The 23,549-nt window shown below is 73.3% G+C and carries 19 protein-coding genes; 5 read left to right on the top strand and 14 right to left on the bottom strand.

Annotated features, from left to right (window positions below; translation table 11 throughout):
* Positions 1 to 324: 324 nt before the first annotated feature.
* Positions 325 to 1,329, bottom strand: a complete 1,005-nt coding sequence (locus tag ACZ5GP_RS18005; protein ID WP_468751761.1) for a stage II sporulation protein M — start codon at positions 1,327 to 1,329, stop codon at positions 325 to 327.
* An 88-nt stretch (positions 1,330 to 1,417) separates the two neighbouring features.
* On the opposite strand from ACZ5GP_RS18005, the gene ACZ5GP_RS18000 reads away from it, so the two are divergent.
* Positions 1,418 to 2,386, top strand: coding sequence for an RDD family protein (locus tag ACZ5GP_RS18000; protein WP_468751760.1), 969 nt, complete (start codon positions 1,418 to 1,420; stop codon positions 2,384 to 2,386).
* Positions 2,387 to 2,421: 35 nt separating this feature from the next.
* Here ACZ5GP_RS18000 and ACZ5GP_RS17995 read toward each other — a convergent pair whose 3' ends face one another.
* The 8 genes from ACZ5GP_RS17995 to ACZ5GP_RS17960 all read right to left on the bottom strand — a co-directional run bounded on the left by ACZ5GP_RS17995 (position 2,422) and on the right by ACZ5GP_RS17960 (position 10,979).
* Positions 2,422 to 3,036, bottom strand: a complete 615-nt coding sequence (locus ACZ5GP_RS17995) for a hypothetical protein (protein WP_468751759.1) — start codon at positions 3,034 to 3,036, stop codon at positions 2,422 to 2,424.
* A gap of 182 nt (positions 3,037 to 3,218) precedes the next feature.
* Positions 3,219 to 4,676, bottom strand: a complete 1,458-nt coding sequence (gene ahcY, locus ACZ5GP_RS17990) for an adenosylhomocysteinase (RefSeq protein WP_468751758.1) — start codon at positions 4,674 to 4,676, stop codon at positions 3,219 to 3,221.
* A 341-nt stretch (positions 4,677 to 5,017) separates the two neighbouring features.
* Complete coding sequence (locus ACZ5GP_RS17985) at positions 5,018 to 5,977, bottom strand: cation diffusion facilitator family transporter (protein WP_468751757.1); 960 nt, start codon at positions 5,975 to 5,977, stop codon at positions 5,018 to 5,020.
* 111 nt (positions 5,978 to 6,088) lie between these two features.
* Complete coding sequence (gene manA, locus ACZ5GP_RS17980) at positions 6,089 to 7,240, bottom strand: mannose-6-phosphate isomerase, class I (protein ID WP_468751756.1); 1,152 nt, start codon at positions 7,238 to 7,240, stop codon at positions 6,089 to 6,091.
* 151 nt (positions 7,241 to 7,391) lie between these two features.
* Positions 7,392 to 8,591, bottom strand: a complete 1,200-nt coding sequence (locus ACZ5GP_RS17975) for an SIS domain-containing protein (RefSeq protein WP_468751755.1) — start codon at positions 8,589 to 8,591, stop codon at positions 7,392 to 7,394.
* An 84-nt stretch (positions 8,592 to 8,675) separates the two neighbouring features.
* Positions 8,676 to 8,852, bottom strand: coding sequence for a Trm112 family protein (locus ACZ5GP_RS17970; RefSeq protein WP_358588566.1), 177 nt, complete (start codon positions 8,850 to 8,852; stop codon positions 8,676 to 8,678).
* A 173-nt stretch (positions 8,853 to 9,025) separates the two neighbouring features.
* Entirely contained in the window at positions 9,026 to 10,387 is a 1,362-nt protein-coding gene (locus ACZ5GP_RS17965) for a phosphomannomutase/phosphoglucomutase (protein ID WP_468751754.1), read from the bottom strand.
* A 169-nt stretch (positions 10,388 to 10,556) separates the two neighbouring features.
* Positions 10,557 to 10,979 (bottom strand): DUF3499 domain-containing protein, encoded by a 423-nt coding sequence (locus tag ACZ5GP_RS17960; RefSeq protein WP_468751753.1) that lies wholly within the window; start codon positions 10,977 to 10,979, stop codon positions 10,557 to 10,559.
* Positions 10,980 to 11,240: 261 nt separating this feature from the next.
* Between ACZ5GP_RS17960 and ACZ5GP_RS17955 the strand changes: the two genes are divergently transcribed.
* Positions 11,241 to 11,693, top strand: coding sequence for a metallopeptidase family protein (locus ACZ5GP_RS17955; RefSeq protein ID WP_468751752.1), 453 nt, complete (start codon positions 11,241 to 11,243; stop codon positions 11,691 to 11,693).
* A gap of 35 nt (positions 11,694 to 11,728) precedes the next feature.
* Here the strand turns inward: ACZ5GP_RS17955 and ACZ5GP_RS17950 are convergent, their stop codons facing one another.
* The 3 genes from ACZ5GP_RS17950 to ACZ5GP_RS17940 all read right to left on the bottom strand — a co-directional run bounded on the left by ACZ5GP_RS17950 (position 11,729) and on the right by ACZ5GP_RS17940 (position 17,322).
* Complete coding sequence (locus ACZ5GP_RS17950) at positions 11,729 to 13,225, bottom strand: DUF5719 family protein (RefSeq protein ID WP_468751751.1); 1,497 nt, start codon at positions 13,223 to 13,225, stop codon at positions 11,729 to 11,731.
* Positions 13,222 to 16,821 (bottom strand): glycosyltransferase, encoded by a 3,600-nt coding sequence (locus tag ACZ5GP_RS17945; protein WP_468751750.1) that lies wholly within the window; start codon positions 16,819 to 16,821, stop codon positions 13,222 to 13,224. The genes ACZ5GP_RS17950 and ACZ5GP_RS17945 overlap by 4 nt, the downstream gene beginning before the upstream one ends.
* Before the next feature lie 237 nt (positions 16,822 to 17,058).
* On the bottom strand, positions 17,059 to 17,322 hold the full coding sequence (locus ACZ5GP_RS17940; protein ID WP_016642094.1) for a WhiB family transcriptional regulator: 264 nt from the start codon (positions 17,320 to 17,322) through the stop codon (positions 17,059 to 17,061).
* A 631-nt stretch (positions 17,323 to 17,953) separates the two neighbouring features.
* Here ACZ5GP_RS17940 and ACZ5GP_RS17935 point away from each other — a divergent pair.
* From ACZ5GP_RS17935 to ACZ5GP_RS17925, 3 genes are read left to right on the top strand one after another with little or no spacing between them, the layout of a single operon-like run.
* The gene (locus tag ACZ5GP_RS17935; protein ID WP_468751749.1) at positions 17,954 to 18,469 is read left to right on the top strand and encodes a cysteine dioxygenase; all 516 of its coding nucleotides are present in this window, start codon (positions 17,954 to 17,956) and stop codon (positions 18,467 to 18,469) included.
* A gap of 34 nt (positions 18,470 to 18,503) precedes the next feature.
* The gene (gene cofD / locus ACZ5GP_RS17930; RefSeq protein WP_468751748.1) at positions 18,504 to 19,460 is read left to right on the top strand and encodes a 2-phospho-L-lactate transferase; all 957 of its coding nucleotides are present in this window, start codon (positions 18,504 to 18,506) and stop codon (positions 19,458 to 19,460) included.
* Positions 19,457 to 20,803 (top strand): coenzyme F420-0:L-glutamate ligase, encoded by a 1,347-nt coding sequence (locus tag ACZ5GP_RS17925; protein ID WP_468751747.1) that lies wholly within the window; start codon positions 19,457 to 19,459, stop codon positions 20,801 to 20,803. The genes cofD and ACZ5GP_RS17925 overlap by 4 nt, the downstream gene beginning before the upstream one ends.
* Positions 20,804 to 21,268: 465 nt before the next feature.
* Here the strand turns inward: ACZ5GP_RS17925 and ACZ5GP_RS17920 are convergent, their stop codons facing one another.
* Positions 21,269 to 22,264, bottom strand: a complete 996-nt coding sequence (locus tag ACZ5GP_RS17920; RefSeq protein ID WP_468751746.1) for a DNA-3-methyladenine glycosylase family protein — start codon at positions 22,262 to 22,264, stop codon at positions 21,269 to 21,271.
* A 145-nt stretch (positions 22,265 to 22,409) separates the two neighbouring features.
* A complete protein-coding gene (gene manB, locus ACZ5GP_RS17915; protein ID WP_468751745.1) occupies positions 22,410 to 23,492 on the bottom strand; it encodes a mannose-1-phosphate guanylyltransferase in 1,083 nt (360 codons plus the stop codon).
* Between the last annotated feature and the right edge of the window lie 57 nt (positions 23,493 to 23,549).

Raw genomic sequence — 23,549 nt, 5'->3', positions numbered from 1 at the left:
ATTTCGTGTTTCCAACCTTACCAGATCCGTTTTCCGTTCCGTTTCCGGTTCGGATTTCATTTCCGGTGGCCGTTGGAGGGCCTTTGCCTTTCGGCTGAACCGACTTTATCAGAGATTTTCCGCCGGTCTTACCGGCTTCAGTTCCGATTCATCGGGGGCGGCTTCTCGCGTTATGTGAATTCGAGAAGCAAGCAGACTTTAACTGCCGCCGCTGGACTTGTCCAGTTCTAGGCAACTGTTCGAATCTACCTCCCCGGTCCTGCCGTGTCAACGGTTTTTCCGGGGCGAAGAGGAGACTAGCAGCTCCCCCGGGGCTCGCGCACATCACGCAGCGGTGGGGACGGAGGCGCTGCGGTCCGGTCCGGCCAGGTCGCCCGTTTCGCCCGCGCGGGCCGCCCTGCCGCCCAGGATGTAGACGTACGCGAGGAACGCCAGCTCGGCGGCGACCCCGATGGTGACGCGGGCCCAGGTCGGCAGGCCGGAAGGGGTCACGAAGCCCTCGATGGCCCCCGACACGAACAGCACCAGCGCCAGGCCGATCGCCATGCCGAGGGCCGCCCGGCCCTCCTCCGCCATCGCTGTGCGGCGGGTGCGGGGGCCCGGGTCGATGAGCGTCCAGCCGAGGCGCAGGCCGGTGCCGGCGGCCACGAAGACGGCGGTCAGTTCGAGAAGGCCGTGCGGGAGGACCAGGCCGAGGAAGGTGTCGAGGCGGCCGGCCGAGGACATCAGGCCCATGCCGACCCCGAGATTGAGCATGTTCTGGAAGAGGATCCAGATGACCGGGAAGCAGAGGAAGGCGCCCAGGACGAGGCACATCGCCGCGGCTTGCGCGTTGTTCGTCCAGACCTGGGCCGCGAAGGACGCGGCGGGGTGGCTGGAGTAGTACGTCTCGTACTCACCGCCCGGTCGGGTCAGCTCCCGCAGTTCGCCGGGGGCGGCGATCGAGGACTGGACCTCGGGGTGGGTGGCGACCCACCAGCCGATGACGGTCGCGAGAACTGTCGAGAGCAGCGCGGCGGGGACCCACCAGTGGCGGGAGCGGTAGACCGCCGCGGGGAAGCCCTCTGTGAGGAAGCGGGTCGCGTCACGCCACGAAGCGCGGCGGGTGCCGGTCACGGTGCTGCGGGCGCGGGCCACCAGCTGGGTCAGGCGTCCGGTCAGCTGCGGGTCGGGAGCGCTGGACCGGATCAGGGAGAGATGGGTCGCGGTGCGCTGGTAGAGGGTGACCAGCTCGTCCGCCTCGGCTCCTGTGAGGCGGCGGCGGCGCAGCAGGGCCTCCAGTCGGTCCCACTCGGCTCGGTGGGCGGTCACGAAGACGTCGAGGTCCATCGGGTGGCTGCTCCTCGTACTGCGGCGCGTGACTGCTCAGCTTGGCAGACTGGCCCCTCCTACGGCAGGGCGGGGAAGGGCGGCGGGCGTGAGTGAGCTGGTGACGGGTGAGGCGGTGGCGTTGGAGCTGCGCCCCGCGAAGCTGCCGAGCCGGGCGCTGGCCCTGCTGCTCGACCTGGTCGTGGTGTGGGCGGTGTATCTGGCGGTGATGGTCGGGGTCGTCGCCTCGACGTCCTCGTTGGACGACGCGGCGGCCGCGGCGGTCGCCGTCGCCGCATTCGTCCTCATTCCGGTCGGCGGGCCGATCGCGGTGGAGACGCTCAGTCACGGGCGTTCGCCGGGGAAGCTGGCGTGCGGGCTGCGGGTGGTGCGGGACGACGGCGGGCCGATCCGGTTCCGGCACGCGCTGGTGCGGGGCGCCGTCGGCGTCGTGGAGATCCTCATGACGTTCGGGGTCGTGGCCTGCGTCGCGTCGCTGGTGTCGGCGCGGGGGCGGCGGCTCGGGGATGTGTTCGCGGGCACGCTGGTCGTACGTGAACGGGTGCCCGCGGGGCGGCCGGTATTCGTGCCTCCGCCGCCGCCCTGGCTGATGGGGCGGTTCGCCGGGCTCGATCTGTCCGGGGTGCCGGAGGGGCTGTGGCTCGCGATCCGTCAGTACCTGACGCGGATGGGACAGCTGGATCCGCGGGTGGGTTGGTCGATGGCGGAGCGGCTGGCCGGTGATCTGGCGGAGCGGACGGGGGCTCCCGCGCCCGAGGGCGTACCGCCGGCCGCCTATCTGGCGGCTGTCGTGCACGAGCGGCAGGCGCGGGATGCGCGGCGGATCTTCGGTGGGGAGGCCGGCCCCGGTGGGTTCCTGGCGGGGCCCGGCGGTGGAGGTGCGGCGCCTGGGCTTGTGCGGTACTCGCCTGCTTCCGATGCACCTGCTCCGGATACGGCTGCTCGGCCCCCCGCCGCTGCGGACTGGCCCGCTCCGAACGAAGTGGCGCCGCCACCGGGTGGGGCGGGGGGCCACGAGGCCGCGCCTCCGTCGACGGGCTTCGTACCGCCGGCCTAGCCGGGCGTCAGGCATCAGGTATCAGACACCCGGCTTCAGTTGAAGGTCGACGGCGGTGTTTCGAGGTGTTCGAGTTCGATGCCGGGGGCCGCGAGGACGACGTCGCCGGTGAGGTGGACCGCGTGCTGTTCGCCGGTGTCCAGGGCCGTGACCTGGTATTCGTCCACGGTCAGCGGGCCGTTGTCAGTGGCGTGTGTTTCCGTTTTCAGCAGGGCCCAGGACTGGTCGAGGGTGCGGGGGGCGAGGACCGGATCCGTGAAGGCGACCAGGCGGACGCGGGTCACGGGGGAAGCGGGGGTCAGCTGCAGGAGCCGGGCCGTCGCGACGAGGAAGGCGGGGGATGTGCCGGTGAAAGCGTGGGCGGGCGCGTTGTCCTCGGTGGCGTGGGCGCCGGTGGGGTCGGCGCGGACCCAGGTGACGCCGTTGAGGGCGGCGGCGCGGACCTGCCAGTCGCCCGCGTGCAGTTCGAGACGGATGGGGCGGCCCCGGTCGTCGAGCGCGAGGTCGACGGAGCCCGCGGGGGTGCCTGCGGAGGTGGTCCTCTGGGAGACGTAGCGCCAGCCGGAGGGGCCGGGTGCGCAGTGGAAGTGTTCTTCGCCGAGGGGGGTGTGATCGTGCGGATCATGGAGCGAATATCGGCCGCGGGGCATGGGCTTGGGTCCTGGTCCTCGGTCGGGTTGCTGCGGTGGGAATCCGGGTGGCCGCGGGGAAAGCCGCGCTACTTCACCGGGCGCTGATCGCTGACGCCGGGCGCCGTCGTGGGCAACGGGGGCAGGCCCCCGCCACGGGGGCGAGGGCCTGCTGAAGTGGGGCCGAACTGCGGGCGCAGCCGTCAGTAGCGGTAGTGGTCCGACTTGTACGGGCCCTCGACCTCGACACCGATGTACGCGGCCTGCTCGGGACGGAGCGTCGTGAGCTTCACGCCGAGCGCGTCGAGGTGCAGGCGGGCGACCTTCTCGTCCAGGTGCTTGGGGAGCACGTAGACATCGGTCGGGTACTCCTCCTGCTTGGTGAACAGCTCGATCTGGGCCAGGGTCTGGTCCGCGAACGAGTTGGACATCACGAAGGACGGGTGGCCGGTCGCGTTGCCCAGGTTGAGCAGGCGGCCCTCGGACAGCACGATCAGGACCTTGCCGTCGGGGAACGTCCAGGTGTGGACCTGCGGCTTGACCTCGTCCTTGACGACGCCGGGGATGGCGGCCAGGCCGGCCATGTCGATCTCGTTGTCGAAGTGGCCGATGTTGCCCACGATCGCCTGGTGCTTCATCTTGGCCATGTCCGAGGCCATGATGATGTCCTTGTTGCCCGTGGTCGTGACGAAGATGTCGGCCTTGTCGACGACCTCGTCGAGCGTGGTGACCTGGTAGCCGTCCATGGCGGCCTGCAGGGCGCAGATCGGGTCGATCTCGGTGATGATCACGCGGGCGCCCTGGCCGCGCAGCGACTCCGCGCAGCCCTTGCCCACGTCGCCGTAGCCGCAGACGACGGCGGTCTTGCCGCCGATGAGGACGTCGGTGGCGCGGTTGATGCCGTCGATGAGCGAGTGGCGGCAGCCGTACTTGTTGTCGAACTTCGACTTGGTCACGGCGTCGTTCACGTTGATCGCCGGGAACAGCAGGGTGCCGTCACGGTGCATCTCGTACAGGCGGTGGACGCCGGTCGTGGTCTCCTCGGTCACGCCGCGGATCTCCGAGGCGAGCTGGGTCCACTTCTGCGAGCCCTCGGTGATGGTGCGGTTGAGGAGCTCAAGGACGACGCGGTGCTCGTCGGAGTCGGCGGTGTCGGGCGAGGGGACCTTGCCGTCCTTCTCGTACTCGACGCCCTTGTGGACCAGGAGCGTGGCGTCGCCGCCGTCGTCCAGGATCATGTTCGGGCCGCCGGTGGGGGTGTTCGGCCAGGTCAGCGCCTGCTCCGTGCACCACCAGTACTCCTCGAGGGTCTCGCCCTTCCAGGCGAAGACCGGGACGCCCTGGGGGTTGTCCGGGGTGCCGTTCGGGCCGACGGCGATGGCCGCGGCGGCGTGGTCCTGGGTGGAGAAGATGTTGCAGGAGGCCCAGCGGACCTCGGCGCCGAGGGCGACCAGGGTCTCGATGAGCACGGCCGTCTGCACGGTCATGTGCAGGGAGCCGGTGACGCGGGCGCCGGCGAGCGGCTGCGTGGCGGCGTACTCCTTGCGGATCGACATCAGGCCGGGCATCTCGTGCTCGGCGAGCGTGATCTCCTTGCGGCCGAACTCGGCGAGGGAGAGGTCGGCGACCTTGAAGTCCTGGCCGTTGGTGGCAGTCGTCATGAGTTGAGCTGCTCCTCGTGTGGTGGGTCGAGGGTGGGCATGGCTGACCTGCGGCGTCGGGTACGAGGACGCACCGACGCGCGCAGCGCAGTCCGTCGGAGGCCCTCTCTCCCTCGGCCGGTCCGTGCGCGGACCGCCCGACCGCCATCAGCAGCGACGTCTGGCTCAGTCACCCAAGCTACACCGGGGGACCCGGCGAACCACAGCCCGCCTCCGCGGCCGCGGCCCGAAGCCGCCGGGCTCCGCTTGCGCGGAGGGGCTCCCCCGCACGCCGATGGGCCCCGCACCAGCGCGGTGCGGGGCCCATCGGCAGCGGGGTCCGGCGTGCGGACGGCAGACGGTCAGTGTCCGCCGGGGGTCTTGGCCGGATTGCTGCCCTCGGCCGCCGCGGTCTCGCTGTAGATGTCCGGTTCGAGGTAGATCACGCGGGCGATCGGGACCGCCGTGCGGATGCGGTCCTCGGCGGCGTTGATGGCCGCGGCGACCTTCGCCGCGGTCTCGTCGTGCCGGACGGCGACCTTGGCGGCGACGAGCAGCTCCTCGGGGCCGAGGTGCAGGGTGCGCATGTGGATGAGCTTGGTGACGGTGTCGCCGTCGACCAGGGCCTTCTCGATCTTCCTGACCTCCTCGACGCCCGCGGCCTCGCCGAGCAGCAGCGACTTGGTCTCCGCGGCGAGGATGATCGCGATGGCGATGAGCAGGACGCCGATGCAGAGCGTGCCGATGCCGTCCCAGACGCCTTCGCCGGTGGCGAGCGCCAGGCCGACGCCGCCGAGGGCGAGGATCAGGCCGACGAGCGCGCCGAGGTCCTCCAGGAGGACGACCGGCAGCTCGGGGGCCTTGGCGCGGCGGACGAACTCCCGCCAGGAGAGGTTGCCGCGCGTGTGGTTGGACTCCTTGATGGCGGTCCGGAAGGAGAAGCCCTCCGCGAGGATCGCGAACACCAGGACGCCGACGGGCCAGTACCAGTGCTCGATCTCGTGCGGGTGCTTGATCTTCTCGTAGCCCTCGTAGATCGCGAACATGCCGCCGACCGAGAAGAGGACGATCGAGACGAGGAAGGCGTAGATGTAGCGCTCGCGGCCGTAGCCGAAGGGGTGTTGCGGGGTCGCCTCGCGCTGGGCCTTCTTGCCGCCGACGAGCAGGAGTCCCTGGTTGCCGGAGTCGGCGAGCGAGTGGACGCTCTCGGCGAGCATCGAGGACGAGCCGCTGAAGATGAACGCGACGAATTTCGCCACCGCGATCGCGAGATTCGCGCCGAGTGCCGCGACGATCGCCTTTGTTCCGCCTGACGCGCTCATAAGTGCCGGGGGTCCCTTCGCCTTCGTGTGTGCTCGGCCGTCGCCGACGGGCAGTGCTTTGCCCGCCCTTTGCGGTGGGTCATTGTTGCAGCACGGCAGGGTGCTGCCGCGTCAGGCCACCACAGTGGCCCGGAAAACCGTGCCCGACCCGGACACTTCCGCCGTTTCTCCCGCGGGGACGAAGACGGACTGCCCGGGCGTCAGGGGCAGTGCGCCCGCGTGGACCTCGCCCGCGGCGCAGAGCAGGATCTGCGGGGTGGGGGCGGTCAGGTCGTGCGGGGCCGCGCCGTCGGACAGGACGAAGCGGGAGAGCCGGAACTCGTCGATCGGGGTGTCGTAGACCTCTTCGCCGGCCGCCGTCGCCTCGGGGCGCAGGACGCCGGGGTCGGTCGCCTCGAAGCGGACGACGCGCAGCAGCTCCGGCACGTCCACGTGCTTGGGGGTCAGGCCGCAGCGCAGGACGTTGTCGGAGTTGGCCATGATCTCGACGCCGAGGCCTTCGAGGTAGGCGTGCGGGACGCCGGCGCCGAGGAACAGGGCCTCGCCGGGCTGGAGTCGTACGTGGTTGAGCAGCGCCGCGGCGATGACGCCGGGGTCGCCGGGGTAGTGGTGGGCGATGGCCGCGTAGGGCTCGTAGACCCCGCCGAGGCGCTGGGCGGCGGCCGTGAACTCCGCGACCGTCGCGGCCATCTCCTCGGGGTCGGCGCTCAGCACGGCCGTCAGGACCTCGCGCAGGGCGCCTTCCTCGGGATGGGCGCGCAGCAGATCGACGTACGGCTTGAGGGAGTCGACGCCGAGGGCCTCCAGCAGGTCGGCGGTCCGCGCGGGGGCGCGGAAGCCGCACAGGCCGTCGAACGGCGTGAGGGCGCAGATCAGTTCGGGCTTGTGGTTGGCGTCCTTGTAGTTGCGGTTCGGGGCGTCGATCGGGACGCCCCGGCGCTCCTCGTCCTCGTACCCCTCCTTCGCCTGGGCCAGATCCGGGTGGACCTGGAGGGAGAGCGGGGCGCCGGCCGCGAGGACCTTGAGGAGGAAGGGCAGGCGCGGGCCGAACCTGGCGACGGCGGCCGCGCCCAGCTCGCGCTCCGGGTCCGCGTCGATGAGGTCGTGCAGCGCGCCGCGCCCGGTGCGCGAGGGCGCGCCCGGGTGGGCGCCCATCCACATCTCGGCCTGCGGTTCCCCGCTCGGCGCCACCCCCAGGAGCTCCGCGATGGCGGTGGTCGAACCCCAGGCGTAGGGGCGGATGGTGTTGGTGAGGCGGTCCACGGAGGGGGTCTCCCTTACTGGTGCTGCGTACGCGGCTGCTGGCGGGCGGGCGACGTCACCGCGGCCGGCATCCGTGCCGGGATCGGTACGGCCGGCATCGTTGCCGGAGCCGGTACGGCCGGTGGCGCCGCGGTCCTGGCCCGGTGTCCGGTCATGATCGGTCCCCGGCGGCGAGCGCCAGGTAAACGGCGGCGAAATCCGTGACGGCGATCAGTTCCGCGAGGGCTTCCAGTTCGTCGCCGTCCTCCGGCTCCAGCTCGCTGAGCGCGACGTCGTGGCCGTGCGCCAGTTCGCGGGCGGCGGGGGCCGCGGAGAGGCCTCCGGCGTCCACCGGCCGGTCGCGGAGCAGCACCACGCGCGCGCGAAGGGCGGCCGGGTCGTCGACGCGGTCGCGGAAGAAGTCGTCGGTGTCGTCGCCGCCGGCGGGGTTGCCCGCGAGCAGGCAGCCGTGGGCGGGCAGGGCCTCGGGCAGTTCGGCGGCGAGCGCGGCGCGCCCGGACAGTTCGGCGAGGGTGGCGGCGAAGCGGCGGCCCGCGGCGGCCGCGGACCGGCCCTCGGTCCAGATGAGCGGGAGCGCGTCGGCCAGCTCGGCGGCGAGTGTCTTGGCGGGGTTGCTGTACGTGGCGATGGCCGGGCCGCAGCGTTCGGCGACGCGGTCGAGGCGGTCGGCGACCTTGTGCAGCGCGTCGACCGGGGCCCCGATCAGGCCGGTGCGGTCCAGGAGCACGAGGAGCGGCACGAGGAGGGCCCACAGGGTGCCGGGAGCGCCGGGGGCGGCCTCGTCCTCCACGCGGCGCGCCTCGTACGAGAGGGAGTCGCGGTCGGTGTCACCGTGCGCGCCCTCGTAGGCGCCGTAGGGCGAGGTGGCCAGGGGGACGGTCAGGCCGTGGCTGCCCGCGACGCCCTCGGCCAGCGGGGTGCGCGCGGGGGCGACGGCCACGACCGTGCAGCCGCGGCGGTAGGCCTGCTCGGCGAGGAGCGTCAGGCCCGGTTCGGAGCCGTCCGGTGTGGCGATGAGCAGCAGGTCGACGGGGCCCGCCCAGCCGGGCAGCGCCCAGCGCAGGGCGCCCGCGGCGGGGGCGACGCCGGTGGGGGCCAGGCGTACGACGGGGCAGCCGGCGCCCGCGAGGCCGTCGAGCAGGTCGGCGACGCAGACGGCCGCGGTGCCCGGTCCCGCGATGAGGATGGCGCGGGGGCGGCCGTCCGGCTTCAGCTCGGTCAGACCCGATTCGGTGGCGTGCCGGACCGCTGTGCGGACCCGGGCGCCCGCCTCGGCCGCGCCGCGCAGCAGGCCTCGGCGGTCGGCCCGGGCCAGGGCCTCGGGGGTGTCGAGCAACGACTCGTCGAGCATGAGGTGCGGCCTCCGATCGCCGTACGCGGCTTTCCGCGCACGCTGCTGGGTCGTGCCGGAGCGTATGCCCTGCGCGGGGTGCCGTTACGCGGGGCGGCGGGCCTCGTCGACCAGCAGGACGGGGATGCCGTCGCGGACGGGGTAGGCCAGGCCGCACTCCTTGGCGTCCGCCGTGCAGATCAGCTCGGTGTCCGTCTCCTTGAGGGGGGCGTGACAGGCCGGGCAGGCGAGGATCTCCAGGAGGCCGGCTTCGAGCGCCATGGGGTGGGTCCCTTCGAGCTGATGCGGTGCGGTTCTCGCGGCGGACGCGAGGCGGTGTGCCGCTGACCCTGCGAGGCGCCGCGCCGCGGTCCCCCGGGTGCGGGGTTTAGCGGGGCCGCCTCACAGGATGCGGCCTGGTCAGCCTACCTCCGCGCGAGGCGGCCCGGGGGCCGTCAGCCGCGGATGATCGCGAGGGCCTCGTCGCGCACCTTGGCCATGGTGGGCTCGTCGCGGGCCTCGACGTTCAGCCGCAGCAGGGGCTCGGTGTTGGAGGCGCGGACGTTGAACCACCAGTCGGCTGCGGTCACCGTCAGGCCGTCCAGCTCGTCCAGGGTGACGCCGTCCTGGGCGGCGTACGCGCTCTTGATCGCGGCCAGGCGGGCGGTCTGGTCGTCCACCGTGGAGTTGATCTCGCCGGAGCCGGCGTAGCGGTCGTACTGGGCGACGAGCGCGGACAGCGGCCCGTCCTGCTCGCTGAGGGCCGCGAGGACGTGGAGGGCGGCGAGCATGCCCGTGTCCGCGTTCCAGAAGTCCTTGAAGTAGTAGTGCGCGGAGTGCTCGCCGCCGAAGATCGCGCCGGTCCTGGCCATCTCCGCCTTGATGAACGAGTGGCCCACGCGCGTGCGCACGGGCGTGCCGCCGTTCTCCTTGACGACCTCCGGGACCGACCAGGAGGTGATCAGGTTGTGGATGACCGTGCCGCCGCCGTGCTTGGCCAGCTCGCGGGAGGCGACCAGGGCGGTGATGGCCGACGGGGAGACGGGGGCGCCGTTCTCGTCCACCACGAAGCAGCGGTCCGCGTCGCCGTCGAAGGCGATGCCGAGGTCGGCGCCCTCGGCGCGCACCCGCTCCTGGAGGTCCACGATGTTGGCCGGGTCCAGGGGGTTCGCCTCGTGGTTGGGGAAGGTGCCGTCCAGCTCGAAGTACATCGGCACCAGTTCCAGGGGCAGGCCCTCGAAGACGGTGGGGACGGTGTGGCCGCCCATGCCGTTGCCCGCGTCGACCACGACCTTCAGCGGGCGGCTGCCGGTGAGGTCGACCAGGCCGCGCAGGTGCGCGGCGTAGTCGGTGAGGGTGTCGCGCCGGGTGAGGGTGCCGGGGGTCGCCGCGGGCTCGGGGGTGCCGGTCTCGGACCAGCCCTCCACCAGGGCGCGGATCTCCGCGAGGCCGGTGTCCTGGCCGACCGGGGCCGCGCCCGCGCGGCACATCTTGATGCCGTTGTACTGGGCGGGGTTGTGGGAGGCCGTGAACATCGCGCCCGGCAGGTTCAGCGCGCCCGAGGCGTAGTACAGCTGGTCCGTCGAGCACAGGCCGATCTCGGTGACGTCGACGCCGCGCGCCGCCGCGCCGCGCGCGAAGGCCCGCGAGAGGCCCGGCGAGGAGGGGCGCATGTCGTGGCCCACCACGATCGCGTCCGCCGATGTGACCTGCGCGAAAGCCGCTCCGAACAACTCGGCCAGGGTCTCGTCCCACTGGTCCGGGACCACCCCGCGAACGTCGTACGCCTTCACGATCTGGGACAGATCAGCAGTCACGGCCAACCCTCTCTGCAAGTTCCGCGAGTTATGTCGGTACGTCGGTCACCCCACGCCGGTCGTCCCAAACCTACCCGCACCGGACGACGACGAACGGGGGGCGACGAACTGTGAGCGGCGTCAAACCGCGGCGGGGTGAGGCGTGAGGACGTGCGGCCGCGGATTCCGGTCAGGAGTCGGGCGAGCGCAGCACGCGGAGGTGGCCGCGCCGGGCGACCTCCATGGGGTCCGCCCTGCGGGCTCCGCCGCCCGCCTCGGCCGCGCGCTCCTGGGGGCGGGCCGCCTCGCGCACGGCGTTGGCCAGCGCTTCGAGGTCGTCGCCGGAGGGGCGGGCCGGACCGGAGGCGTCGGCGAGCCGGACGACCTCCCAGCCGCGGGGCGCGGTGAGGCGCTCGGAGTGCTCGGCGCACAGGTCGTAGCAGTGGGGTTCGGCGTAGGTGGCGAGAGGGCCGAGGACCGCGGTCGAGTCGGCGTAGACGTACGTCAGCGTCGCGACGGCGGGACGGCCGCAAGCGGTGCGCGAACAGCGACGTACAGGGCTCACGACGTTGGACGGTACCGCACTCTTGAGCGGGCCGCGACGACTCTCCATCAGGTCACTCCACCGTGTCGTGCCGCGTCCCGCGATCCGGCCCGTCCCGCGAGTACGGCATTGACCTGCGCAGACGCCAGTTGCCGGTGGGGCACGTGGTGTTGAATCCGGTCACCACATGGCGCGAATCACGTCATTTGGCGTGAGATCGACGGTCTTGGAGAGATACGGAATTGAGTCCAAGTTCGGCCGGAACGGTCAGGAAGCGACATGCCGCGTACCGTGCGGAAAGGGCGATCTCGTGACTACGCTTCGTCAGTGATGGACGACCCCGTGCAGCCCCGTTCCGCAGACCCGAGGCCCCGCCGCCGCGACCGCCACGGCAGAGGCATGCGCGGGCCCGTGGCGCCTCCCCAGGTGCCGCTCTCGGCGAGCCGCGCCGAGGCCTTCACGGACCTCGTGCAGGACTCCGTGGAGCGTCTCGAACGGCGCTGGCCCCAGCTCGCCGACGTCGACTTCCTGGTGCTAGAGGTGCCGCCGCTCGGCGGGGCCGACGGGGAGTGGCGTGACGAGGTGGTGCCGCTGGGCGCCTCCCTCTCGGCGTCCGAGGGGCGCCCCGCCCGCGTCGTCATCTACCGCCGGCCGGTGGAGATCCGCACCAAGGGGCGCGACGAGCGCGCCGCCCTGGTGCACGAGGTGGTCGTGGAGCAGGTCGCCGACCTGCTCGGCCTCTCCCCCGAGTCGGTCGACCCGCGCTACGGCGACGACGACTGACCGGCGGGCCCGCGAGCCGGACGGGGCCCGCCCGGCTACTTCTCCAGCACCCGAAGGTCCCGCTTCGCGCGCGGCACCGCGACCGTCCCCCGGTCGTCCGGCAGCGTCTGCACGGTGAACATCGGGATGCCGTCCTCGGGCAGCGCCAGCATCCGCGAGCCGTGCACCTCGCCGCCGGACACCGGCTCCACGGTGAGGGCGTACGCGCCCTTGAGGCCGCTGGGCACCGGCGGGTGCGCGATCTCCAGGGTCGTGCCGCCCTTGACGGTGTACGTCTTGGCGACCGGTGAGCCGCCCTCGGTGCCGGACGAGGCCGTGACCTTCACCTTCGCCGTCGTGTCCGGGGCCACCAGGGAGAGCGTGGAGCCCTTGGCGCGGTTGTCGGCGACCGTCGCCCGCGCGCCGACCGCGTCCGTCGCCGGGATGAACGCCGTCTCCTGGGCGCCGCCCTTGCCCCGGGTGACGCGCAGCGCCGCCACCACGGGCACCGGCTCGTCGGCCGGGGACAGCAGCAGCGAACCGGCCTCGCCCTTGGTGACGTCGCCCAGATCGACGGCCGCCGTCATCCCGGCCTTCACATGGAGGGTCTCGTGTCCGGCCGGGGTGAGGGTGCCGGTCGGCGAGGCGAGCTGCACCTTCAGGTCCGCGTCCTCGGAGCCGGGCGCGAAGGCGATCAGCCGCACCGACGTGGCGTCCTTCGGGATGCCGGGCAGGACGGCGCCCGGCGAGGGGTCGGCGGCGGCCGGCAGCCAGTCGCCGCCGAGCTTGGCGTCGGAGGACTGCACGGCGGCGGCGACCCGGCCGCTGCGGGCGCTCACGTGCATCGTGAGGTTGGTGTACGCCTTGTCGGCGAGCGTGGACAGCAGCACCGGGACGCTGGAGTGCGGCTGGACCTGGATCGCCTCGCCCACGGGGGAGGTGACCTCGCCGTCCGGACCGAACAGCTCCACGTCGACGACGGCCGCGGAGTCGTCGGGGTTCGTCAGGTGGATGTAGTCGCTGCGCCCCTTGGCGGTGCTCGTGCCCGGGAACCAGAAGTCCGTGTCGGGCGCGGTGCAGTTGGTGCCCTGGGCGCCGCGGCCGCTTCCGGCGGAGTAGGTCGTGGTCTGCTGCACGGTCCAGCCGGGGGCGAGCGCGCCCTCGGCGGTGCCGATGAGGACGGGCGCCTCGCCCCCCGACTCCTCGCCGCCGACCGCCTCGCCCGCCGTGCCCTGGGTCAGGAAGGGCTTGGCGCGCTTGCCCTTGACACCCTCCTGCGGGGCGTCCGTGAGCTGCTTGGTGACGGGGACCAGCTCCGCCTTGCCGGTGCTCCCGGCGCCGCTCGTGCGCGGGCTGAAGGCGGTGTACGAGGTCTCGGCCAGGTCGGAGGCGCTGGGCGCCGGGCAGAGCAGGCTGGTGCGCTCGACGGGCAGGCGCGCGGCGGTCTTCGCCCGGTCCTCGCCCGCGCCGTCGGTGCCGCTGGACGCGGCGTACCCGGTGACGGCGCCGAGCACGACGACCACGGCGATCAGGGACTGGGTGGCGCGGTTCACTGTCGGCTCCCGTCGGGGCGCTCGCTGTCGGTGCCGTGCGGCGGCGGCACAGGGGGCTGCTGCTGGTCGTACGAGGGGTAGGAGACGTACGGGTCGTACTGGCCGCCCTGGTGGGGCTGCGCCCGGTACGGGTCCTGAGGGGCCGGCTCGTAGGTCTCGGCGGGGTAGGCGCCGTCCTGGTACTGCTGGTCGGCGCCGTACCCGCCGTAGTCGGCGCCGGTGGGGGCGGGCGCCTCCCAGGCGTCGTACGACTGCTGCTGCGGCAGGACGGCGTGCGTGTCCGGGGACGAGGGGGGCGGCGGCACGTCCTGCCCCACCTCCGGTCCGGCCTGCTCGCTCTGGGCCCGCAGCCTGCGCGCCCTGCGGCCCTCGCCCTCGACCGCCTGGGCCGGGACGACGGGCTCGTCGGGCAGGTCGTCGTCGACGTGGCGGCGGCGGCCCGGCAGCGCGAGCACCACCAGGACGACGGCGAGCGCGCCCTGCGCCCACAGCCAGGCGGTGTGGCCCAGCGGGGCGTCGTAGGTGACGTCGAGGCGGCCGCCCCCGGCGGGCAGTTCGAAGCCCTGCGCCCAGCCGTCCAGCGTGGTGCGCGGCAGCGGGCGGCCGTCGAGGGTCGCCGTCCAGCCCGGGGCGGCGGAGTCGGCGAGGCGCAGGACGCGGCCCGCCTCGCCCGAGGGGATCTTCGTGTGCAGTTCGACGGGGCCCGCGGCGACGGGCTCCGGGTCGCCGCCCTTGGGGATGATGGCGGCCCGGGAGACCTGCCGGTCCACGCGCCACAGGGCGCTGCCGTCCTCCTGGCTGAGCCGGGTCAGGCCGGGGGTGGCGTCGAGGGTGCGGCTCATCTGGCGGGGCGCGCCCTGGCGTACGAGGACGTAGCGGACGGCGTAGCCGCCGAGGTGGTCGGCCTGGTCGGCTCCGGAGCCCGCGACGAGGCGGGCGACGATGCCGTCGAGCCGGTCGTCGGTCCCGGCCGCCGCGGCCAGTTCCGCGTCGCCGAGCCGGGCGCCCGAGCCGCGTACGAGCGTGTAGGAGATCTCGGCCGGCGACCCGCTGTCGAGCACGAGGGTGCGGGCCTGGTCCTGCGTGCCGCTCTCCTCCGCCACGAACGCGGGGACCTGCACCGGGTCGCGCCGCTCCAGGGGCCCGTCGGCGCCGCGGATCATCCACCCGGCGGCGCCGAGCAGCGGACCGGCGGCCGCGGCGAACGCGATGAGCGCGGCGGTCGGCTGGCGCCAGCCGAAGCTCTGTTCGGCGACACGCGCGCGTGCCCCGTCGGCGCCGAGGGCGGCGGCGGCAAGGAGGGCGAGGCCGTAGCCGAGGGTGGCGGGGCCCGCCCACGCCGAGTCGTTCGACAGGACGGCGAAGACCAGCGAGACGAGGGCGGCCGTCCAGGCGGTGCGGATGGCCGGCTGCCGCTCGGCGCGCAGCAGGGCGCCGAGGGCGGCGAGGACGACGCCGGCGAGCAGCAGCCCGTGCACGGTGCCGGGGCCGCCGGGGCTGGTGCCGAGCAGGTCGAGCGCGCTCGCGGAGCCGGCGCCGAACTCCAGGCCCGCTTCCTTGAAGAAGCCGAACGGCAGCAGCGTCAGCGACCACGGGGCGAGCAGGAGCAGCGGGGTGCCGAGCGCGGCGAGGAAGCGCGGCCCGTATCCGACGAGGTCGCGGCGGCGCAGCACGAGCAGGGCGAGGCCGAGCACCAGGGCGATCGGCCAGACGATCGGCGTGAAGGCCGTGGCGAGGGTCAGCAGCAGCGCGTACGCCCAGGTGGCGCGCCAGGTCCCGCGGGCGCCCCCGGAGGCCGTGAGACCGGCGGCCGCGACGCCCGCGCGGGCGATGAGCGGCAGCAGGACGGCGAGGACGGCGGTGCCGATGCGGCCGCCCGCGAGCGCGCCGGTCGCGGCGGGCAGGAAGGCGTACGCGACGGACGCCCAGGCGCGCAGCAGGCGCGAGGTGACCAGGGGGCGCGAGGCGAAGTACGCGGCGAAGCCGGCCAGCGGCACGGACCCGACGAGCAGCACGGTGACCGCGAGGCCGGTGGAGCCGAACAGCAGGCTGGACAGGCTCGCGAGGAGCGCGAGGTAGGGCGGCGCGGCCTGGGTGCCGCCCGTGCCGACGGGGTGCCAGGCGTCGAGGTAGCGCGCCCACAGGCCCGAGGAGTCGGCGGGGGCGGGCAGCAGCGCGCCGCCCGCGAGCGCCCCGCCGCCGAGCAGGGCCCGGCAGGCGACGAGGGAGACGAACAGGAGCACCACGAAGAGCACCGGTCCCGGTTTGCGGGCGACGCGCTTGAGGCGGGCGAACTGCTCGATCTCCAGGAAGTCGGCGTCGTCGCCGCCGGGCCCGGACTCGACGGCGCCGTGCCGTCCCGCTCCCGTGGGGGCGTCGGTGTCGGAGCGGCCGAGCAGGCCGCCGGCGGCCTGTTCGACGGTGGCCCGCACGGTGGCGCCGGGGGGCGGGAACAGGGCCCGCGTCTCCCCCGCGTCGAGCACCGACCTGCCGCGCTGTTTGCGGGCGGCGAGGATGCGCCCCGGCCGCAGCAGCGTCACCAGCAGTCCGGCGATCTCGTCGAGGGCCTGGCCGGGCGCCTTGCCGACGAGGTAGGTGACCGTGCGCAGGAGCGTGCCGAACACGAGCCGGAAGAGGACCCACGGCAGCACGGCGGACCGGGCGTTGGCCAGCAGGGTGTAGGCGGCGCCCGCCTTGTCCACGCGGTGCGGTGAGGTCGCCGTGCGGCCGACGCAGTCGACGGTGCGGCGCTCGCGCGAGGAGGCCTCGGCGTGGCGCACGACGGCGTCGGGGGCGACCAGGACGCGGTGTCCCGCGGCGTGGGCGCGCCAGCACAGGTCGACGTCGTCGCGCATCAGCGGCAGGTAGCGGTCGAAGCCGCCGAGCTGCTCGTACACGTCGCGGCGGATGAGCATGCCGGCGGTGGACACGGAGAGCACGGGGCGTACGTGGTCGTGCTGGCCCTGGTCCTGTTCGCGGCGGTCCAGGCCGGTCCAGCGGCGGCCGCTGTTGGCGATGGAGACGCCGACCTCCAGGAGCTGCCTGCGGTCGTACCAGCCGCGGAGCTTGGGGCCGACGACGGCGACGTCCTTGCCCAGTGCGTGTTCGTTCTCGACGGCGCGCAGCAGTTCGGCGAGGGCGTCGGGTTCGGGGGCGCAGTCGTCGTGCAGGAGCCAGAGCCACTGCACCGGTTCGCCGTGCGGCAGGTCCGGCATGTCGTACGCGTCGTCGCGCCAGGTCCGGCTCACCGGGTCCCAGCCACTCGGCCGCTTCAGGTACGGCAGCTCTTCGGGGGTCGGCGTCGCGGCGGCGCGGACCGCCTCCTCGACGGCGGTGCCGAAGCCGGAGCGGCGGGCGAGGTGCAGTACGCGGTCGGGGCCGAGGGCCTCGGTGAGCAGGCGGGCGGAGTCGTCCGCACTGCCGGTGTCCGCGGCCACGGCCCGCTGCACGGGCCGCTCCTGGCCGAGCAGCCCGGCCAGGGCGTCCGGCAGCCAGCGGGCGCCGTCGTGGGAGACGAGGACCGCGGTCACGACGTGCCGCGGGAACTCAGGGGCGGCAGCGTCGTGGTGGGCTGCCGGATGGCTGTGCACGGACATCGAGGTACGGGCCCCGGTTCGCTGGACTGTGGGGGACGCCTGCGCCCTGCGGGGGCGCCGGGGCGTCTTGGACGGGGCCCCACACTAACGGCTGGCACCAGGACGGCCCGCCGCCTGTGGATGACCCACGGGCGACGGGCCGTTCGTCGCACACTGTTCGGGAGAGACGCGGTCGGGGGAGGTGTGTGCCGAATTGACGGGTCGACACCCGCGCGGACGCGCTCGCACGCGCTCCGCTCACACCGCCGCCTTCTTCAGTCTGCGGCGCTCACGCTCCGACAGGCCGCCCCAGATGCCGAAGCGTTCGTCGTTCGCGAGTGCGTATTCAAGACATTCTGAGCGGACCTCACAGGCGAGGCAGACCTTCTTGGCCTCGCGCGTGGAGCCGCCTTTCTCGGGGAAGAAGGACTCGGGGTCGGTCTGGGCGCACAGCGCGCGCTCCTGCCAGCCGAGTTCCTCGTCCGCGTCCTCGACCAGCAGTTCCTGAACCAGCTCGGTCATGTGCGCCCCTCGTCTGTCTGTGCGTCCCCGTGGTGCTGCCGTTACCGGTTTCGGCTGAACGACACGAGTGAAATTACAAGTGCGCCGATCCGGGCCAGTCAAGCCGAGATCTGCTATTGGGCCTCTTATTCACTCTGCGGAACCAAGGCTATGCGGAAAGTGTTCAAATCGGCATAAACCATGACACCCATCGACGGGCCCGCCGGCACCGCCCTCCCGAGGAGCCTCACCGGAGGCCGCACCGAGGAGGACGTCGATGTTTGAGTGCCGGTTGCTGCGCCATGTGTCCCGTGCACCCGGTGCACAAACCTTTCACCTGACCGAACAACCGGATGAGGTGAAAGCTATCCCACATATCGGACATTGAGTTGACAGTGAGAGGTGTGAGCGGGTGTCCTGATGGGCATGCTCGCGAACCTGGCTCTTTCGATGACCCGCACCAGCGGGTCCATCGGTGCTGCCCACGCGCGCTGTCGCTGTTCCTGCTCCAGCTGTTGAGTCCATCCAGCTGTCGAGCCGCTCTCCCCGCCTCACCCTGCTGGGCCCTGCCCCGCGCTTGCCCGCCTTTCCCCCGCGCTCCACCCATCCTTCGCGACACCCCGACACTCTTACGTTGAGGAACCACCGCACGATGAACAGCGACAGCGACCTCCAGATCGCCGGCGACATCCTCGAAGTCCCGCACCTGCTCCAGCCCGCCCGCGAGCACCCCGCGACCGTGGCCGAGTTCGTCGGCCTCGCCCGCACCATCGCCGCCGACCGCTCCCAGTGGGAGCACCTCGTCCGCTACGACGCCACCAGCCGCTGGTACCACCGCCTGCGCACGGGGCCCGGCTACGAGGTGTGGCTGCTCTCCTGGGTGCCCGGCCAGGGCAGCGGCCGCCACGACCACGGGCGCTCCTCGGGTGTACTGACCGTCCTGCGAGGCGAGTTGTCCGAGCGCACCGGCAAGGGCGCACGGTCGCTCGGAGCGGGCGCGCAGCGCGTCTTCGCGCCGGGGTACGTCCACGAGGTCGTCAACGACCGCCTCGAACCGGCCGTCAGCCTGCACGTCTACTACCCCGGCCTGACCGAGATGCCGATGCACGCGGCCCAGTGCGCCGCGGTCACCGCCGACGGCGTCGCGGAGGATGTCGTGACCGCCTGACGCGCTGTCGCACCCGCCTGACATGCTGGGCACCATGCGCATTGTGGTTCTGGCCGGCGGCATCGGCGGCGCCCGTTTCCTCCGCGGGCTCAAGAAGGCCGCGCCCGACGCGGACATCACGGTCATCGGCAACACCGGTGACGACATTCACCTGTTCGGGCTGAAGGTCTGCCCCGACCTGGACACCGTGATGTACACGCTCGGCGGCGGCATCAACGAGGAGCAGGGCTGGGGGCGTACGGACGAGACGTTCAAGGTCAAGGAAGAGCTGGCGGCCTACGGGGTCGGGCCGGAGTGGTTCGGGCTGGGCGACCGGGACTTCGCCACGCACATCGTGCGGACGCAGATGCTGGGCGCCGGCTATCCGCTCAGCGCCGTCACGCAGGCGCTGTGCGAGCGGTGGCAGCCCGGCGTGCGGCTCATCCCCATGTCCGACGACCGCGTCGAGACGCATGTCGCCGTCACGGTCGACGGCGAGCGGAAGGCCGTGCACTTCCAGGAGTACTGGGTACGGCTGCGCGCCTCCGTGGACGCGCACGCCATCGTGCCCGTCGGCGCCGACCAGGCCAAGCCGGCGCCCGGCGTCCTCGAAGCGATCGCCGAGGCCGACATCATCCTCTTCCCGCCGTCGAACCCCGTGGTCAGCGTCGGCACCATCCTGGCGGTGCCCGGCATCCGCGAGGCCATCGCCGAGGCGGGCGTGCCCGTGATCGGCCTCTCCCCCATCGTCGGGGACGCGCCCGTGCGCGGCATGGCCGACAAGGTGCTCGCCGCCGTCGGCGTGGAGACCACCGCCGCCGCCGTCGCCGAGCACTACGGCAGCGGGCTGCTCGACGGATGGCTGGTCGACAGCGTCGACGCGGGCGTCGTGGAGCAGGTGGAGAGCGCCGGGATCCGGTGCCGGGCCGTGCCGCTGATGATGACGGACGTCGACGCGGCGGCGGAGATGGCCCGCCAGGCGCTCGCGCTCGCCTCGGAGGTGCGGGCGTGACCACGCGGGGCGCGGCGGGGCCGTCCTTCCGGGTGTGGGCCGTGCCCGGGCTGCCCGAGGTGCGGGAGGGCGACGACCTCGCCAAGCTGATCGCGGCCGCCGAACCGGGGCTCGCCGACGGGGACGTCGTCCTCGTCACATCCAAGATCGTCAGCAAGGCGGAGGGGCGGCTCGTCGCGGCCGACGACCGTGAGGCGGCCATCGACGCGGAGACCGTGCGGGTCGTCGCGCGGCGCGGGACGCTGCGGATCGTCGAGAACCGGCAGGGGCTCGTGATGGCCGCGGCCGGCGTCGACGCCTCGAACACTCCTGCGGGGACGGTCCTGTTGCTGCCGGTGGACCCGGACGCCTCGGCCCGCGCCGTGCGTCAGGGGCTGCGGGAGGCGTTGGGCGTGGACGTCGGTGTGCTCGTCACCGACACCTTCGGGCGGCCCTGGCGGGCCGGGCTCACCGATGTCGCCATCGGTGCCTCGGGGGTGCGGGTCCTGGACGACCTGCGGGGCGGGGTCGACGCGTACGGCAATCCGCTGAGCGCGACCGTCGTCGCCACCGCCGACGAGCTGGCCGCCGCGGGGGATCTCGTCAAGGGGAAGGCGGCGGGGCTGCCGGTCGCGGTGGTGCGGGGGCTCGGGCATGTGGTGGGCGGCCGCCTGGACGCTGACGCCGATTCTGGGGCCGGGGTCGATTCCGGGGCGCGGGCGCTCGTGCGGGACGCGCGGGACGACATGTTCCGGCTCGGCACGTCCGAAGCGGTGCGGGAGGCGGTGGCGCTGCGGCGCACCGTGCGGGAGTTCACCGACGAGGAGGTCGACCCCGGGGCCGTGCGGCGCGCCGTCGCCGCGGCGGTCACCGCGCCGGCTCCGCACCACACCACTCCGTGGCGGTTCGTGCTCGTGGAGTCCGCCGCCGCGCGCCTGGAGCTGCTGGACGCGATGCGGGACGCGTGGATCGCGGATCTGCGGCGGGACGGGAAGTCGCCGGAGGCCATCGCCAGGCGGGTGCGGCGCGGGGACGTCCTGCGCGACGCGCCCTATCTGGTGGTGCCCTGCCTGGTGATGGACGGCTCCCATACGTACGGGGACGCGCGGCGGGATACGGCCGAGCGGGAGATGTTCGTGGTCGCGGCGGGGGCCGGGGTGCAGAACTTCCTGGTCGCGTTGGCCGGGGAGCGGCTGGGTTCCGCGTGGGTTTCGTCGACGATGTTCTGCCGGGAGGTCGTGCGGGACGTTCTGGGGCTGCCGGGGTCGTGGGATCCCATGGGGGCGGTTGCCGTGGGGCATCCGGCGGGGGCGCCTCCGGCGCGGGGGGAGCGGGATGTGGGGGGTTTTGTCGCCGTGCGGTAGGGCGTTGGCCGTTTTTGGGGTTTTGCGCCGTTCCCCGCGCCCCTGAGGTTGCCCTCTCGCCGTGCGTCTGTGCGGGTTCGTTGGGGGTTTTGCGCAGTTCCCCGCGCCCCTGAGATGCCCTCTCGCCGTGTGAGCGTGCGGGTGCGTGGGGGTTGTTCGCGCAGTTTCCCGCGCCCCTGAGGTCGCCTTCTCGCCGTGCGTCCGTGCGGGTTCGTTGGAGGTTTTGCGCAGTTCCCCGCGCCCCTGAGATGCCCTCTCGCCGTGTGAGCGTGCGGGTGCGTGGGGGTTGTTCGCGCAGTTCCCCGCGCCCCTGAGGGGGGCTTCTCGCCGTGCGTCCGTGCGGGTTCGTTGGAGGTTTTGCGCAGTTCCCCGCGCCCCTGGAGGGGGCTTTCCGGCGTGCGTCTGTGCAGGTGCGTTGGGGGTTTTGCGCAGTTCCCCGCGCCCCTGGAGGGGGTTCTGGGGGTGTTAGAGGAGGGCGATGTTTGTTTTGCGCATTCGGGGGGCTCTGCGGGGTGGGGTGTGGCCGCTCAGGAGGATCAGGCGGGTGGCTCGGTGGCGTTGGCCGGGGTAGGGGGACAGGAGGGCCAGCATCGCCTCGTCGTCCGCGTCGCGGTCGTTCGCCAGGGCGTGGCCGATGATGCCCGGCAGGTGCAGGTCACCCACCGTCACCGCGTCGGGGGCGCCGTTGCTGCGCTGGACGGTCTCCGCCGAGGTCCAGGGGCCGATGCCGGGGACGGCCTCCAGGCGGGTCCGGGCCTCGGGCGGTTCCATCGCCGCCGCTTCCTCCAGGCGCCCCGCCACCTTCACGGCGCGCAGGATCGTCGAGGCCCGCTTGTTGTCCACGCCCGCCTTGTGCCACTCCCAGGAGGGGATCAGGGACCAGGTGCGGGGGTCCGGCATCACGTACATCCGGGGGGCGGGGCCCGGAGCCGGCTCGCCGTGGCCGCTGACGAGGAGGCGCCAGGCGCGGTAGGCCTCGTCCGCCGTGACCTTCTGTTCCAGGATCGAGGGGATCAGGGACTCCAGGACCAGGCCGGTACGGACCAGGCGCAGCCCCGGCCGGCGGCGGGCCGTCGCGGCGACCAGGCGGTGGCGGGGCACGAACACCGAGGGGTCGTCCGACTCGCCCAGGAGGGTGGGCAGGCGGTCGAGGAACCAGTCGGCCCCCGGGCCCCACGCCTCCGCCTCCACGGTGCCGGCGCGCTGCGCCACGCGGAGGGTGCCGGGGCCCTCGGGCGTCCGGGCGGCGCGCCAGACCGAGCCGTCGGGGGTCATGCGGAAGGTGGGGTCGGCGGGCCCGCGTCCCAGCGGACCGAGGGTCACGCCCAGGTCCAGCGGGAAGGGCGGCCGCCACGCGCGCGTGCGCGGCGCCGCGGCCTGCCGGGGGACGCCCGCCGGTACGGCTGTCCCGCCGCCGCGCACAGGGGTGCGGGAGGGGCGCGGGGCGAAACGGGAGGACATTCTTACGAGGGTAGGCGACGCGGGGCCGCGCCGGTGAGCCGTCACCCTGCGCCGAGGCGACGGCCACCGATCGGGCCGAGCCGCCGTCAGAGCCGACGACCGAGCCGCCGAGCGGGGTCGCCGGCCGGGTCGGGAGCGGCGCGTCTCACTGGTCCGAGGAGAAGCGGACCGCCCCCGGAGGGAGGGTCGCCCCGCACCAGACGCGTACGCCCTCGCGCAGTTCGTTGTCGGCACCGACGCTCGCTCCGTCGCCGATCACCGCGCCGGTGAGGACCGCGCGGGCGCCGACGCGGGCGTTCACGCCGACGAGGGAGTCCGTGATCACCGCGCCCGGTTCGACGACCGCGCCGGCCAGGACCGCGCTGCCGCGGATCCGCGCGCCCTCGCCGACGTCGGCGTTCTCGCCGATGACCGTGCCGCCGGTGAGCTTGGCGTCCGGAGCGACGGAGGCGGTGGGCAGGACGAGGCTCTCGCCGCGCCGCCCGGGGACCGCCGGGGAGGGGGCGCGGCCGAGGACGAGGTCGGCGGAGCCGCGTACGAACGCCTGGGGCGTGCCGAGGTCCAGCCAGTACGTGGAGTCGACCATGCCCTGCAGGTGGGCGCCGCGGGAGAGGAGATCGGGGAACGTCTCGCGTTCGACGGAGACGGGCCGGCCCTCGGGGATCGTGTCGATGACCGAGCGGCGAAAGACGTAGGCGCCCGCGTTGATCTGGTCGGTGACGATCTCCTCGGGGGTCTGCGGCTTCTCCAGGAAGGCCGTGACCCGGCCGGTGGCGTCCGTGGGGACCAGGCCGTACGCCCTCGGGTCCGCGACCCGGGTCAGGTGCAGGGAGACGTCGGCGCCGGACCTCTCGTGCGTGGCGACCAGGGCGCGGATGTCCAGGCCGGTGAGGATGTCGCCGTTGAAGATCAGGACGGGTTCACCGGGCCCCGAGCGCAGCCGCGACGCCACGTTGCGGATGGCGCCGCCCGTGCCCAGGGGCTCGGTCTCGGTGACGTACTCGATGTGCAGGCCGAGCGCGGAGCCGTCGCCGAAGTACGGCTCGAAGACCTCGGCGAGGTAGGAGGTGGCGAGGACGATGTGCTCCACGCCCGCCGCGCGGGCCCGTGCCAGCTGATGGGTGAGGAACGGGACGCCGGCCGCCGGGACCATCGGTTTGGGGGTGTGGACCGTGAGCGGCCGCAGCCGGGTCCCCTTGCCGCCGACCAGGAGGATCGCTTCTGTCACCTGTCGTCTCTGCTTCCTGCTGGGGCCGGCCGAACGTGCGTTTCGGCCGGCCAGTGT

It is taken from the genome of Streptomyces sp. NPDC031466 (genome assembly GCF_055581265.1).
The sequence above is the reverse complement of the archived record's forward strand: the minus strand, read 5'-3'. Positions and strand labels throughout refer to the sequence as shown.